Origin of the sequence: Pelagibius sp. Alg239-R121, assembly GCF_947331435.1 — a bacterium.
Lineage (GTDB): Bacteria > Pseudomonadota > Alphaproteobacteria > Kiloniellales > Kiloniellaceae > Denitrobaculum.
This window is the reverse complement of sequence record NZ_CAMZOF010000006.1, coordinates 137902-151463: the sequence shown is the minus strand read 5'-3', so window position 1 is coordinate 151463 and position 13562 is coordinate 137902. Positions and strand designations below refer to the sequence as shown.

Here is a 13562-nt window from a genome sequence, read left to right as displayed (position 1 = left end):
CCCGTTTTAATCTCTATACGTCTAGATCTTGACCCGGGTCAACCGGCGTCAAGAGCTCAGTTTCTAGTACCCTGCCCGGTGCCGTCGTCCTTCGCCTTCGATCCGCTGTGATAGCCCGCCGCCAGTTTTAAAAATTCGATCAGTTCGGCACGGTCCTCATCCTTGGGGATCCGCTGCAAAGGCATCTTACTTCCAGGTGTCAGGACATCAGGTCCCAAACGGAACAGCGCATCGATATTCTCCTCATTCCAAACCAAATCGCCGCCGCTCAAGGCCCGGGAGTAGCTGTAACCTTCTACGGTTCCGATGGGCCGCCCAAGAAGGCCATGGAGCGATGGTCCGGCCTTGTGCTCGCCGTCTTCAGTCAAGCTGTGACAGATTGCACATTTCCGGAACTGCCAGGCGCCGGGCAGGTCGGCGTATTCCCGCACAGCCGCCGGCTGCGCAACGGCGCCAGCCCTCTGTTCCTTGCCGCTGTCGTCCAGACGCCAGACACGGGCTAGAGAATCCGCGCCGGCAGAGATCAAAATATCGGCCTTCGGCGTAAATGCCAGCGACCAGACGACGCCCTTATAAGTCACATCCTGGGGCGTATAGAATTCACTATCCAGGCGCCAGACCCGCAGCTTGCCGTCGGTACCGCCTGACGCCGCAAAGCGTCCATCCCGGGAAATCGCCGCGGCCAGAACTGCCCCCTCGTGCCCCCGCAGAACCGCGATCTCCCTGCCCGTTTCTAGATCCCAGTAGCGCAGAGTTTCGTCGGCTGACGCGCTGACGGCGTGGCGTCCGTCCCCGGCAACCGCCAGGGAAGAAACGCCAAAATCGTGCGCCGACATCTGTTGCACGAGATTACCGGTCGAAAGATCCCAGACTCTGATGGTGCTGTCGGCCGCGCCGGTTACGATCCGCCCCTTGTCCACGAGAAACGCCACAGCGTTGACCGGCGCACGATGCTGGAGCAGCAACGCAGGTTCGTCCTCCTCGTCCGTCATGTCCCAGATCCTGACGGTGCGATCCCATGAGGATGAAGCTACATAGCGGCCATCAGGCGAGACCGCAAGATCCACGACCTTGCCTTGATGACCCGCGAAACGCCGTAATTCCTGCCCTGTCTCCAAATCCCAAAGGATGACAAGCTGATCATCGCTGGCGGAAACCGCCCTACGCCCGTCCGGCAGGAAAGCAACTGCATTCACAGCAGCATCGTGGCCCTCCAGACGCTGCCTCTCCTGCTCACTCTCAAGATCCCAGAGGATGATGCTGTAATCGAAACCCGCAGTCAGCACCGCCCGGCCGTCGTTCGAAATCGCCAAGCCATTTACCGGGCCACCATGCCCGGAAAGATCTGCGCGCGCCACACCACCCGCAAAGACCAGGTAAAGAGCCGCAATCGACAAAATGAACCGGACAGTCAAACGCACTACTCCCCCCGCCGATCCTGATCCACTGCCCGTCCCCTGCAAGCGGGTCTGCCTTCCGCAACGCAAACCACACGATGGCCCGCGGTGTCACACAAGCATTTTAGGCAGTGCCCGTCGGTAACTGTCGGGATTATGGCGAGCGTGATCACCTCAGACTGTCTCTTCGCAACATCGAATCCGCGCCATCTCTGCCTGGGTTGTAGCGTGGTGCTCCCGAAAGATCGTAACCGGAATTGCCATGCTGAAAGCGCGAAATCAGGTTGCCTGTATTGGGATCTACCAGCAATCGCGTGACCTGAAAGGCTTCGTTGAAATCTCCCCCCTGGTTCATAACCACCAGTTCGTAAGCAAGAGAGCCATCAGACATCTCGACTTCCGCGCTTTTCAGAACCTCGACGTCGTATTCAGCACCAACACTCGCTGCCACCTCTTCCAAGGAGCGAACCTGTGCCATTGCGAGCGTTGAGGAGGCGGCAACGACCATGCACGCCAGCGTCCCCGACGACAACAATCTGCCCGAGCGCGAGATCCTTCTGACGACGCCCTGGATCATTCTAGTGATTCCCGTCAGAAGGTGCCCGCCCCAAAGTCTTTTCGACCCAGAGGCCGTGATGCTCGCGCGCCCAGTTCAGATCGACCTGGCCATTGCCCATGGCATCGAACGCACCTTCCATCCCGACCGAGCCGATATAGATGTGACCCACGATGACGATCATCAGAACCAGCGCAATCACCGAATGCCAGAGCTGTGCCAGCTGAGTCTCCTGCATCATGGAGAGTTCGGTCGGCAAGTCGAAGCCAACAACGTTCAATACCGCAAAGGTCTTGGCGAACATCGGAATCTCAAAGGGAAACAGCAACGCCAATCCCGAAAGGCTGATCGACAGGCCGCCCAGCATCACTAACCAAAACAGGATCTTCTGTCCCGCATTGAACTTCTCCGCCGGCGGATGGCTGCCTTTGGAGAAGAGACCGCCCCCCTTGAGCAGCCAGCGCAGATCTGTCCCGTTTGGAATGTTGTGAACGACCCAAAGAACAAAGCTCAACACCAGACCGGCCATGAAAGCAAAGGCGAGGTAGTTATGCGCATATTTGCCCCAGGAAGTCAGCGCGGCAAAAACCGACTTGCCGACGACGTCTGGCAGGAAGTACCGGCCGTAAAGCAGATTCAGGCCCGTCAGGCCTAAAATCACGAAAGAACCGGCCATCAGCCAATGACTGAAGCGTTCGACAGCGTTGAAGCGCTGGATCGTCTGGTTCGAACGCCCGGCATCGATCTTGATACGCCCGCGAATGGCAAAGAAGATCGCCAGGAGCGCGATAATGCCGAGCATCCCCCAGACACCGTACTTGGAGACCGGCCCGTTGCGCAGCGCCCGCCAGTTGTCGCCTTCGGACTGGATCAGCTGACCGCCCTGACCGCCCGGCGCGGACACATTGCCCTGAGCCCCGCGGCGGATCGCGCGCCAGAGCTCTGTATCGCTGTTGTTGCCCAGTGTATTGCCCGGCACAAAGCCTTTGACCTTGCCGCTGGAGGGATCTTCTCCAGAGCCTGCCCCGGCCTCACCTGTTGTGCTTTGTGCGACCGCAGCACGGTCAGTCAGCCAAAGGCCGCCGGCGATCGAAACCGCTCCGTAGATCGCGGCCAGAACCAGAACCGCCGGGACTAAGCCCCTCATACTCCGCCTCAAGATAGACATCGCCACCCTTCCAATGCATCCAAAGCACTATTTAATCTGTTGGTTTTTCCGCTTCATCGGACGTCAAAGCCCGTGCAGAAGTTCGGCACATGCCGTCGTCTCGCGGCGATCGGTCGATGATCGACATTTCAAGCCGGACGGGATTTCACTGTCGAACCTGCGGAGAGGTCTCATTGTCTTTGCAGAGCCGCCCTCTGCCGTAGAGTCATCAGTTCCTCTTCAGAAAGCTTTTCGTCGGCTTTCCCCTGATAACTACCCTTGTCGTAGCTCAGCGCCCGCCCCTGCTCTTCCTTGCGGCAAGCGGCCAGTGACAGGCCGAGCAGCAGGCTTCCACCAAACGCCATGAAATCGCGCCGAGACTGTTTCGTCTTCTTCAACGCTATGTCCCTCTCGTAACAAAAAACCCGTTTATCTTCAGCAAGATACATTTTTATTGCCTCATTTAGCGAGACAAATTCAGGCTCTTATGAAGAGGGGCGGCACAAAGCCGCCCCCCAAACACACTCGCACTCCCGGGGTTGATATCAACCGCCGGTTTTGGCCTGGTAGGCCGTTCCCCAGCCCCAGGCACCGGATCCGAAGCCACGGGCAACGACACGCTCGCGGTAGATGTTGGAAACCATGTCGCCGTCACCGGCCAACAGAGCCTTGGTCGAACACATCTCGGCGCAGAGGGGAAGCTTGCCTTCGGCAAGACGGTTTCGGCCGTATTTCTGGAACTCAGTCTCGCTGTGGTTATCTTCCGGGCCACCATTACAGAAGGTGCACTTGTCCATCTTGCCACGAGAGCCAAAGTTGCCGGCCTGTGGATACTGCGGCGCGCCAAAAGGACAGGCGTAGAAGCAATAACCACAACCGATGCAGAGGTCCTTCGAGTGCAGAACCACACCCTCGTCGCTCTGATAGAAGCAGTCCACCGGGCAAACCGCCATACAAGGCGCGTCCGAGCAGTGCATGCAGGCCACCGAGATGGAACGCTCGCCGGGTTTGCCGTCATTGATGGTGACGACGCGGCGGCGGTTTACGCCCCAGGGAACCTCATGCTCGTTTTTACAAGCCGTGACACAGGCGTTGCATTCGATGCAGCGTTCGGCATCACAAAGAAACTTCATTCTAGCCATTTCTCAGCTCCTCCTTACGCCACCAGCTCGATACGACAGAGCGTAGCTTTGGTTTCTTGCATGTTCGTCACCGAGTCGTACCCGTAGGTTTGAGCGGTATTCGACGATTCACCGAGCACATAAGGATCGGCGCCCGCAGGATACTTGTGCCTTCGATCCTCACCCTCCAGGTGTCCACCAAAGTGGAACGGCATGAAGGCAACACCGCGTCCGACCCGCTCAGTCACCATGGCCATGACCTTGACCTTGGAGCCTTCCGGCGAATGGACCCAGACCATGACCCCGTCACGGATGCCGTTGGAATTGGCATCGTAGGGATTGATCTCAACGAACATGTCCTGCTGAAGTTCAGCAAGCCAGGGGTTCGAGCGAGACTCATCGCCGCCGCCTTCATATTCGACCAGCCGTCCTGAGGTCAGCACGGTTGGGAAGTCGGTTGCGAAATCCTTCTCCTGGATCGACGCATACATGGTCGGCAGACGGTACATCTGACGATCTTCATAGGTCGGATAGTCGGCCACCAGATCGCGCCGCGGTGTGTAGAGCGGCTCACGATGCAGTGGAACAGGATCCGGGAAGTTCCAGACCACGGCCCGGGCCTTGGCGTTACCGAACGGCGAACAGCCATGCTTGATGGCAACCCGCTGGATGCCGCCCGAAAGGTCGGTCTTCCAGTTGGTTTTGTCACCGGCCACCGCGTCGATCGCGGAACGCTCGTCATCCGTCAGATCGCCATCCCAACCCAGCTTCTTGAGCATGGCCATGGTGAATTCGGGATAACCGTCCTTGATCTCCGAACCGACCGGATAGGAGCCTTCAGCTAGAAGGTTGTCGCCTTCCCGCTCGACACCGAAGCGTGCGCGGAACGACAGACCGCCTTCCGCAACAGGCTTGGAGATATCGTAGAGGTTCGGCGTACCGGGATGGCCCATCTCCGCCGTGCCCCATGACGGCCAGGGCAGACCGTAGTACTCACCGTCGCAAGGCCCGCCGTTCGCTTGCAGCGTCGTACGGTCGAAGGTGTGCTGGTGCGCCATGTGCTTGCGCAGGCGTTCCGGCGACTGCCCGGTGTAACCAATCGTCCACATCCCCTTGTTGAACTCGCGGGTGATGTCTTCGACCAGCGGCTCCTTGCCGTTGATTTCGATGTTCTTGAACATCTCGTCGGCGAACCCGAACTTCTCGGCCAGGAGATACATGATCTCGTGGTCAGATTTGGATTCGAACAGCGGCTCGACGACTTTGTCGCGCCATTGGATCGAACGGTTGGAAGCCGTCACCGAGCCGTAGGTTTCGAACTGTGTACAGGCCGGCAGGAGATAAGCGCCGTCCTTACGGTCATGCAGGATCGCGGAAACCGTCGGATAAGGATCGACCACGACCAGCAGGTCGAGTTTCTCCATCGCGACTTTCATCTCGGTCAAACGAGTCTGCGAGTTCGGAGCATGTCCCCAGAACACCATGGCACGGACGTTGTCTGGCTGATCGATGTTGTCCTTGTCTTCAAGAACGCCGTCGATCCAGCGCGACACCGGCATGCCGGCAGTCTGCATCAACTTCTCGTCCTGGAACTGGCCGAGCATGTAGTCGTAATCGACATCCCAGACCCGCGACCAGTGCTTCCAGGAACCGGCCTTGATGCCGTAGTAACCCGGCAGGGTGTGGCAGAGCACGCCAAGATCGGTGGCACCCTGGACGTTGTCATGGCCGCGGAAGATGTTGGTGCCGCCGCCGGAGGTGCCCATGTTGCCCAGTGCCAGCTGCAGGATGCAGTAGGCCCTGGTGTTGTTGTTGCCGTTGGTGTGCTGCGTACCACCCATGCACCAGATCACGGTACCGGGACGATTGTTGGCCATCAGGCGTGCAACGCGCTTGAGCTGAGAGCCCGGGACACCGGTGACCCGTTCGGTCTCTTCCGGGTTCCACTTGGCGACTTCACCCTTGATCTGATCCATGCCCCAGACGCGCTGGCGAATGAACTCCTTGTCTTCCCACTCGTTATCGAAGAGATGCCAGAGGATACCCCAGATCAGGGCCACGTCCGTTCCGGGACGCATGCGGACGAACTCGTCGGCGTGCGCGGCCGTGCGGGTAAAGCGCGGATCACAAACGATCAGCGGCGCGTTGTTCTCTTCCTTAGCTTTCAGAAGATGCAGCAGCGACACCGGATGTGCTTCGGCCGGATTACCGCCGATCAGGAAGATCGCCCGGCTCTTGTGGATGTCGTTGTAGCTGTTGGTCATGGCGCCGTAGCCCCAGGTGTTTGCAACACCCGCGACCGTGGTCGAGTGACAGATACGTGCCTGGTGATCCACGTTGTTCGTGCCCCAGAAGGCCGCGAACTTACGGAACAGATAGGCCTGTTCGTTGTTGTGCTTCGCCGAACCGAGCCAGTAAGCCGCATCCGGGCCGGACTCTTTGCGGATCGACAGCATCTTATCGCCGATCTCGTTGATGGCGTCGTCCCACGACAGCTTCTTCCATTCGCCGTCGACCATCTTCATCGGATACTTCAGGCGGCGCTCGCCATGGGCGTGCTCGCGCACCGATGCACCTTTGGCGCAGTGCGCACCAAGGTTGAAGGGGCTGTCAAAGCCGGGCTCCTGGCCGACCCAGACGCCGTCGACGACTTCAGCGAGGACCGTGCAGCCGACTGAGCAGTGCGTGCAGACCGATTTCACGATCTCCATCTTGCCGCCCGTCCCTGCGGACTGGGCTTCGGCCTTTTTGACCATACCGCCACCCATGGCGCCTGCGGCAGCCAAACCACCGGCGGTCAAACCGGAACGGCGGAGGAAGGAACGGCGATCAATAGCGCCACCGGTCAAACCGGCCAGAGCTTTCGAAAGCCGCGGGCTTCTCGACGCTCCGTTTACTTTTTTCCTGAGCATATTTCTCTCCCACTCAATCCCGGCAGGGGTTCCAGGCCGGGTCGTGTCTGAATCTTTGGTGGAAAATCGCCTAGAAGCGCGCGAGTTCGTAGTACGTCTTAACGTGCTCCGTCTCGCGATAGTCGGCACCGCCGTTGGCTGATACCTCCGCCGCTTCGCCGTCCTTCGACGCGACGGCTAAACCAGCCCCCGCCGAAACAACGCCGAGGCCGGCTAGCTTCAGGAAATCGCGGCGTTTCGCGACTTTTTCTGCCCGTTCCTCGTTCATAGGATCCACCTCTTCTTTTTGTGTCATTGGCCAATTCAGATCGAATGGCCGGCACGCTGCGACGTCTCAAAATGCAACATCCGTAAGTTGTCGACCTCTTAACGGATGCGTTCGAACCCAACACCTCTTCACACGGATTCGAACAAGCTGTCAGTTACCTTCGTTTCACACTCCTAGTCGGCGACCATCTTGAATGCAGTCGCTTCGATTTCCATAAACACTCGCCCGACCGATCCGATCGGAGCATAGAGTTTAGAACTTTCCGCGCCCTCCAGATCCTGGAAGAACTGAGGCGCCCAGGACGCAAGATGCGTTTCGAAAAACGCCTGCTGCCCATGTAGATTGTCTTCGCCGCCATAAAGGCCGTCGATCATCCCGGCCATCATTTCGCACAGTGACGCAATATGATCTTCCGGTTCGGAAACATCGTCCGCCCGGGTCATTTCAAGTTGGATCATGTGCTGACGGAGTTTGGCGAGCGGCTTCTCGTTTAAAAAGCCGGCCAGATAGTAAGAGCCGTACGGGACAAGTTCGCCGCGGCCCAATCCGATGAAGAGAGCATTGTACTCCCGCTCGGAATCGGCGACGGACATTTTTCCGGCCAACAGAGCAGTCGTACTCAAAGCCTGCCCCAGATCCGTATCATCGCCCTTCAGGCGTGATACAGCCTCAAGCGTGGCCGAATCCGGTGGCGCCGCCAGCAGGCGCGCCAAAAACCGGTACATTTGTGCCCTTAAAATGTCCTCTTCGGACAAAGGCTCTGAGTCTGACACCGCGGATGGGTGAACCATTCCGTAAGAGCGCCCCTGTGTTTTCTTATTCTTGATGTGTTCAGATTATGACAATTAACGAATTCAGGCTCAACACTTTGCTGTGACGCTTTACCCAGAAAATGATAATGAAAATTGTGCGCTGCAGCATTTACTTAAGTATTTGCGTGTTTTCTCCGTGTGCACTGCAACAATGCTTCCTATTCAATGAAAACGTTCACAGAGAATTTTGAATGCATTATTCAGCATGCGAACAGATTTGGGGCCCGAATAATGGCTAAGTGGCACAGGTATTATACCAATCATTCGAACGTTCACTTACGAAGACTTCGAATCGGTGTCTCGAATATGCCGGATAAACGCACTAAGTTTTGGGTGAAGCCAGTGGTTCGAGGTCACTGCGAGCGCCTTCTTCGAGGGACTCTTCCTCATTACTTTCAAGCTGCGTGACGTCGTGTTCCGTGTCGTCAACTTTGTCCGTCTCTTTACCGGAGCCCGGCGCCATATCGCCTTCTTCGGGCGTTTCGGTTTGATCGGCAGCAAGCTCCTGAATTTCCGCCTCTGCCGGATCTTCCGTTACTTCTTCCTCTTCGGCCGGTTCCGGAACCATCCCGCGCCCCACCGTGTAGACGGTTTTCAGGTTTTCGACGACCATCGCCGCGTCGGTGAAGTCATCACCATAGTCCAGCAGACCGTCGACATTCGCCAGCACCGGGTCTGAGAGCCAGAGCTTTCTCAAGGCGCGCCGTTGCAGTTGCTCGGAAACGCCCTTTTTCAGGAATGGCGTAAAATCCGAATCCGCCTCCAACTCCTCGATCTCAGGCAGCGCCGCTTCATCAACATCGGCATCCTCGTCGGGTTCGGCGGGTTTTGAGCTTTCCCCCGGTGCCGAAGTGATCATGCGTCCCCGGACGGGAGCTTCCACGGGAACTTCCGTGGATTGTTCCATCAGACCATCCGCAGTCGGGTCCGCGAGGCTTGCCACCGCCTCTTCCACTCCTGGGGCTTTCTGTGTCAGCGGCGCTTTCACCTGAGATCCCTTGCGGCGCGACCAGCGGCGCAAAAAACCTTCGTCGCCAGCAGAGCCTTCGGCGGCGGCTTTCGGCAGATCGTTGGGGAATTCCTTATCGCCAACCACCCTAGTGATCACCCCCGCTGTTTCGCTTCTTGCTCACCGGCGGTGGCTTGCCGAACTCGACATCATGGGTCGCATAGCGACGTCGTTTGCGTTTCTTAAAGGGCTCGTCGACGTGATGCGCATCGATAAAGGCCTGAACCCAGGCGATCATGCCATCGGGCATAGTGACCCCTTCGACAATCTCTTCCCCGGAATCGAGCGAATCCTGCGCCTCGTAAGGTGAAACCGTGACCGATGCGGGCTTATAGTCATAGACAGCGTCTTCCTGGGGGTCAGGCTCCAGAACCACATAGACCACGGGCGGATTGTTCGACAAGTTCTGGCGATAAGCCTCGGTCTCCTGGCGGTGCAGAATAACCGGCAGCGTGGCGGCATGAAAACGCACAGAAACCGCATCTCTCGACAGCTCGGTCCAGGCCTCCACTTCGGGCGCTCCCGGAATCACGGCCACCGGCCGCCAACTCCAGTCCTGCCAGGGATTATCGATCTCGCGCCGTTCGACGACAACGCCCAACGGCATCGAAAGCTCTTTGTCCATACTTACGCCTGTCCTTGTTCCTTTGAACAGTCTGGGCGAAAGATCCTCTCCCGACAAGTAGCGCTTAAGTGAAGGTTCGAGACGAACTCCCATTCACATGTTTGAGTTTTGACAGCCGTGGCTCTGTGCTCTACTCCGGCTGTTGTCAGCTCGATTGATCGTCGGGATATGCATCATATTGCATAAATCTGTACAGAAGACGGAGCCGAACGTGTGAGATTTTGGCAGGTAGCAATCACACTTCAAAAGTCAGGACGGCGAGGAGAGAGTATCTATGGGAAACGGCGGATCGATGGAGAACGACGACAGGCAGTTGTTCATCTGCAACTGCGAAAACACCATGCCACTGCGCGGGGACGCACTGGCCAAGGCCTGCGGCAAGGACGGCTCAGCTAAAATACATTCGCAGCTCTGCCGCGCCCAGATCGGTGATCTACAGAGTACCGCTGCCTCGGGTGCAGCAATCACCATCGCCTGCACGCAGGAAGCGCCGCTGTTTGAAGAGATCCTCGAAGAAGCCGGCTATGAAGGCGATGCCCGCTTCGTGAACATTCGAGAGACCGCCGGCTGGTCCGACCAGGCCGCCAAAGCCACGCCCAAAATTGCCGCCTTACTCGCGGAATCCGCCGTCGCGGTCAAGCCGGCCCCCAGCGTCACCATGCAGTCCGAAGGTGCGTGTCTGGTCTACGGCCGAGACGAAACCGCTATCGAAGCCGCCCGCCAGCTCGCGGATCGGCTCGATGTTACGGTTCTCTTGACCAAGCCTGCCGAGATCGTTCCGCCGCAGGTAATGGACGTGCCCATCTTTAAAGGAACCATCGCCGGGGCAAAGGGTCATTTCGGTGCCTTCGAGATCATCGTTGACGACTATGCCCCCAGTGTCGTCTCCGCCCGTGGCGCCATGGCGTTCGAAGCGCCCCGGAACGGCGCAGCTTCGAAATGCGATCTGATTCTCGATCTCTGCGGCGGCACGCCTCTCTTCACGGCGTCCGAAAAGCGCGATGGCTACTTCCGGCCTGATCCCGGTGACCCGGCAGCGGTACAACGCGCCCTTTTCGAACTCAGCGACCTCAACGGTGAATTCGAGAAGCCGCTCTACGTCAAGTTCGATGCCGATATCTGCGCCCACTCGCGCAGTCGCAAACAGGGTTGCACCCGCTGCCTGGAGGTTTGCCCAACCGGCGCAATTGCGCCCGCCGGCGACGTCGTAGAGTTCGATCCCTTCGTCTGCGCCGGCTGCGGCTCCTGCAGCGCGGTCTGCCCGACGGGCGCCGCGGGTTACGCAGTTCCCGCCGCCACGGACATTATGGAACGTCTGCGCGTTTTGCTGACCAGTTATCGGACCGCGGGCGGTGAAGCCCCGATCCTGCTGATCCACGACGAAAAGCACGGCGCGCCTTTGATCGGCCTGGTCGCTCGCTTCGGCGCTGGGTTGCCGGCCAATGTTATTCCCTTCGCGGTCACCGAAGTCACCCAGGTCGGCTTCGACATTATATCTGCTGCTTATGCCTATGGAACAAGCCAGGTCTTGCTGCTGGCCTCGCCACAGCAACAAAGCGAACTGGCGGGCCTGGCCTCCCAGATAGGCATGGCCGAAGCGGTCATGGAAGGCCTGGGTTATGGCGGCGGCCGAACCGATCTTCTGATCGAAACAGATCCGGACGCGCTTGCCGGACGCCTCGGTCAACTCACTGCGCGCAATCAGGCCGAAACCGCCTCCTTCCTGCTGATGAGCGGTAAACGCACAAACACGCGCATGGCCGTTGAGCACCTCCATGCCAAGGCTCCGGCCCCGATCGACGTGCTGCCCCTCCCCGGCGGTGCAGCTTTTGGCTCGGTCGAAATCGGCGCCGAGGGCTGCACGCTCTGCCTCGCTTGTGTAAGCACATGTCCAACCGGGGCGCTGATCGATAACCCGGATAAGCCCCAGCTCAGCTTTCAGGAATCCGCCTGCATCCAGTGCGGTCTTTGCGTCGCGACCTGTCCGGAAAGTGTGATGGCGTTGGAGCCACGCATGAACTTTACGCCCGATGCGCGTAACGCCAAGGTCGTAAAAGAAGAAGAGCCGTTTGAATGCGTCAGCTGCGGCAAGCCCTTCGGCTCCAAAGGCTCAATCGAGAAGATTGTCGAGAAGCTCGGGAACAAGCATTCCATGTTCCAGAACCCGGAAGCCATCGAGCGCATCAAGATGTGCGAAGACTGCCGCGTTGTCTCTCAGTTCCAGGCCAAGGACAGCCCCTTCGTCTCTGGAGACCGCCCGATCCCCAAGACAACCGACGACTATTTGCGTGAACGCGAAATCGAAGAGGCACGGGCCAAAGTTAAGGCCGAGCGGGAGAACGAGAACTAAACGCGCCGGTCCTCAACCTGTCCGTTTGAAAACACGAGCGCACAAGAAACGGATAGCCGCTTAGAGCATCTGCCTTCTAGGTTCTGAAAAACCTACGAAGGCAGTGCCCATGCAGACACTCAATCGCTTGACGTTCTCGGCCTACGGTATGCACGTGGCGGATCAGATTGCGCTGGTGTCTGTACCGCTTGTTGCCGCTTTGATCTTTAAAGCGTCCCCTGAATTCATCGGTGTTCTTGTTGCCTGCCAATCAATGGCGCACCTCTTGGGATCGATCCCCTCAGGGCTGATCGTGGACGAGATTCAGGCCAAGTATGTTGCCATCGCGGCAACGGCAATCTCATTTCTGGGTTTTGCCGGCGTCGCGGTGAGTGTTTATGCCGTCAGTGCAATCTGGTTCGCAGTTACAGTAACACTATCCGGCTTCGGAATCGTTCTGTTCGTCCTCGTGAGTCTATCGATCATCCCCCGCATTGCTGCAGCGACCCAGCTCGCCAAAGCGAACTCAAGGATCGAGATTCCGCGCGCGGTTTCCTCCTTTGCCATCCCCCTCGCCATCGGCCTTCTCATCGACGAAAATACGGCAAGATTTATATTCCCGGCAGCCATCGTATGCGCAGCAACAGCCTTTTTCTTTGTCGCCGGTCTACCGCACTTCGATGGCTTTTCCCGAAAAAAAGAGAACGTGCTGCGCATGATTATCGAAGGCGGCAGGTTCGTTGTTCGCCATCAGCTGCTACGCCCGATTTCGCTTTGCGCCGTTTTCTGGAACCTGGCTTTTGCCGCCTTGCTTGTCGTGATGGTGCCGCTCATCGTCGAATTCTATCGCATGGACCCAGGTGTTTTTGGAATTGCCTTGTCAGCCTTTGGGGTCGCAGCCGTCGCCGGATCCTGGATGGCAGGCCGGCTGTCCCACAGGGTCTCTCCCAACGTCATCCTGCTCTTTGGGCCGGGGAGTTCGCTGCTGGCCGCACTGGCACTGCTCTGCATTCCGGCAACAGGCCCCGTCGAAGCCATCTATGCCGCCTTCTTTCTGGTGGGGTTCGGTCCCGCCATGTGGCTCATCACACAAAACTCGATCCGACAACTCGTGACACCGGGTCACATGCTCGGGCGTGTTAACGCAGTCATCCAAACGGCAATTTACGGCGTGCGCCCTCTCGGCGCGCTGGCTGGCGGCGTTATCGTCGGAACTCTGTCACCGCGCGCCGGTATGATGTTCGTTCTCCTGGCCTTTTGTTGTTCCTTTGCCGCCGCGTTGTTCAGTCAGCTTCGAAATGTGAATAGCTACACCAGCCTTTCGCCTCGCCCCACGCCTACTGAAATTTAGCTTTTGATCGTTTCCGTCATGAACGACTGCACGCG

Annotated in this window: 12 protein-coding genes; 2 read left to right on the top strand and 10 right to left on the bottom strand. The window is 58.3% G+C overall.

The features are described 5' to 3' along the window. Positions 1-56 precede the first annotated feature (56 nt). The 10 genes from QMZ18_RS19770 to QMZ18_RS19725 form a co-directional block, all read right to left on the bottom strand. Positions 57-1415 (bottom strand): cytochrome C, encoded by a 1359-nt coding sequence (locus QMZ18_RS19770; RefSeq protein WP_282608075.1) that lies wholly within the window; start codon positions 1413-1415, stop codon positions 57-59. Between the two features lie 151 nt (positions 1416-1566). Next, positions 1567-1974 (bottom strand): hypothetical protein, encoded by a 408-nt coding sequence (locus tag QMZ18_RS19765; protein WP_282608074.1) that lies wholly within the window; start codon positions 1972-1974, stop codon positions 1567-1569. Position 1975: 1 nt separating this feature from the next. Next, positions 1976-3100, bottom strand: a complete 1125-nt coding sequence (locus tag QMZ18_RS19760) for a formate dehydrogenase subunit gamma (protein WP_282608073.1) — start codon at positions 3098-3100, stop codon at positions 1976-1978. A gap of 191 nt (positions 3101-3291) precedes the next feature. Then, positions 3292-3498, bottom strand: coding sequence for a hypothetical protein (locus tag QMZ18_RS19755; RefSeq protein ID WP_282608072.1), 207 nt, complete (start codon positions 3496-3498; stop codon positions 3292-3294). 147 nt (positions 3499-3645) lie between these two features. Then, positions 3646-4242: a formate dehydrogenase FDH3 subunit beta gene (gene fdh3B, locus QMZ18_RS19750; RefSeq protein ID WP_282608071.1), complete on the bottom strand. Its 597-nt coding sequence runs from the start codon at positions 4240-4242 to the stop codon at positions 3646-3648. A 14-nt stretch (positions 4243-4256) separates the two neighbouring features. Then, on the bottom strand, positions 4257-7133 hold the full coding sequence (locus tag QMZ18_RS19745) for a formate dehydrogenase subunit alpha (protein ID WP_282608070.1): 2877 nt from the start codon (positions 7131-7133) through the stop codon (positions 4257-4259). A 70-nt stretch (positions 7134-7203) separates the two neighbouring features. Then, positions 7204-7428, bottom strand: a complete 225-nt coding sequence (locus QMZ18_RS19740; protein WP_282608069.1) for a twin-arginine translocation signal domain-containing protein — start codon at positions 7426-7428, stop codon at positions 7204-7206. Positions 7429-7574: 146 nt separating this feature from the next. Then, positions 7575-8192, bottom strand: a complete 618-nt coding sequence (locus tag QMZ18_RS19735) for a molecular chaperone (RefSeq protein WP_282608068.1) — start codon at positions 8190-8192, stop codon at positions 7575-7577. A gap of 343 nt (positions 8193-8535) precedes the next feature. Then, positions 8536-9309, bottom strand: coding sequence for a DUF3306 domain-containing protein (locus tag QMZ18_RS19730; RefSeq protein ID WP_282608067.1), 774 nt, complete (start codon positions 9307-9309; stop codon positions 8536-8538). A gap of 1 nt (position 9310) precedes the next feature. Then, the gene (locus QMZ18_RS19725) at positions 9311-9847 is read right to left on the bottom strand and encodes a DUF3305 domain-containing protein (protein ID WP_282608066.1); all 537 of its coding nucleotides are present in this window, start codon (positions 9845-9847) and stop codon (positions 9311-9313) included. A 274-nt stretch (positions 9848-10121) separates the two neighbouring features. On the opposite strand from QMZ18_RS19725, the gene QMZ18_RS19720 reads away from it, so the two are divergent. Both QMZ18_RS19720 and QMZ18_RS19715 read left to right on the top strand, forming a co-directional pair. Beyond that, positions 10122-12197: a 4Fe-4S dicluster domain-containing protein gene (locus QMZ18_RS19720; RefSeq protein ID WP_282608065.1), complete on the top strand. Its 2076-nt coding sequence runs from the start codon at positions 10122-10124 to the stop codon at positions 12195-12197. Positions 12198-12306: 109 nt separating this feature from the next. After that, on the top strand, positions 12307-13527 hold the full coding sequence (locus QMZ18_RS19715; protein ID WP_282608064.1) for an MFS transporter: 1221 nt from the start codon (positions 12307-12309) through the stop codon (positions 13525-13527). The last annotated feature ends 35 nt before the right edge of the window (positions 13528-13562 follow it).

Excerpts from the sequence above, each read along its gene's own strand:
- QMZ18_RS19765 (WP_282608074.1), bottom strand. The coding sequence starts at position 1,974 with ATGATCCAGGGCGTCGTCAGAAGGATCTCGCGCTCGGGCAGATTGTTG.
- QMZ18_RS19760 (WP_282608073.1), bottom strand. The coding sequence starts at position 3,100 with ATGAGGGGCTTAGTCCCGGCGGTTCTGGTTCTGGCCGCGATCTACGGA.
- fdh3B (WP_282608071.1), bottom strand. The coding sequence starts at position 4,242 with ATGGCTAGAATGAAGTTTCTTTGTGATGCCGAACGCTGCATCGAATGC.
- QMZ18_RS19745 (WP_282608070.1), bottom strand. The coding sequence starts at position 7,133 with ATGCTCAGGAAAAAAGTAAACGGAGCGTCGAGAAGCCCGCGGCTTTCG.
- QMZ18_RS19740 (WP_282608069.1), bottom strand. The coding sequence starts at position 7,428 with ATGACACAAAAAGAAGAGGTGGATCCTATGAACGAGGAACGGGCAGAA.
- QMZ18_RS19735 (WP_282608068.1), bottom strand. The coding sequence starts at position 8,192 with ATGGTTCACCCATCCGCGGTGTCAGACTCAGAGCCTTTGTCCGAAGAG.
- QMZ18_RS19725 (WP_282608066.1), bottom strand. The coding sequence starts at position 9,847 with ATGGACAAAGAGCTTTCGATGCCGTTGGGCGTTGTCGTCGAACGGCGC.
- QMZ18_RS19720 (WP_282608065.1), top strand. The coding sequence starts at position 10,122 with ATGGGAAACGGCGGATCGATGGAGAACGACGACAGGCAGTTGTTCATC.
- QMZ18_RS19715 (WP_282608064.1), top strand. The coding sequence starts at position 12,307 with ATGCAGACACTCAATCGCTTGACGTTCTCGGCCTACGGTATGCACGTG.